General features: G+C 34.2%; 1 pseudogene. It reads left to right on the top strand.

Features of this window, described 5'->3' with window-relative positions:
- Positions 1-148: 148 nt before the first annotated feature.
- Positions 149-243: pseudogene (locus AB4486_RS28480) on the top strand (sugar transferase); the annotation flags it as partial.

Below are 243 nucleotides of genomic sequence, written 5' to 3' on the forward strand. Positions count from 1 at the left end.
TCTTGAAGTAGATAATACTAAGGCTAGAAAGATGTTGGGGTGGAAACCTTGTGATGGTTTTGATTGAATACCTAAATAATTACCTCGTACTTCTGTACTCACATCGACTTACGTTTTCCCACCGATATTTTATAATAGGTCTTACATTTTGATTCGTATATTAGATTTTATTTTTGCTTTCTTTGGCTTGTTGTTCCTTTGGCCTGTATTTGTTGTTATTTGTCTCCTCGGCTATTTTGATAC

The sequence above is a fragment of the Vibrio sp. 10N.222.55.C6 genome (assembly GCF_041473395.1).
GTDB classification, from domain to species: domain Bacteria; phylum Pseudomonadota; class Gammaproteobacteria; order Enterobacterales; family Vibrionaceae; genus Vibrio; species Vibrio crassostreae_C.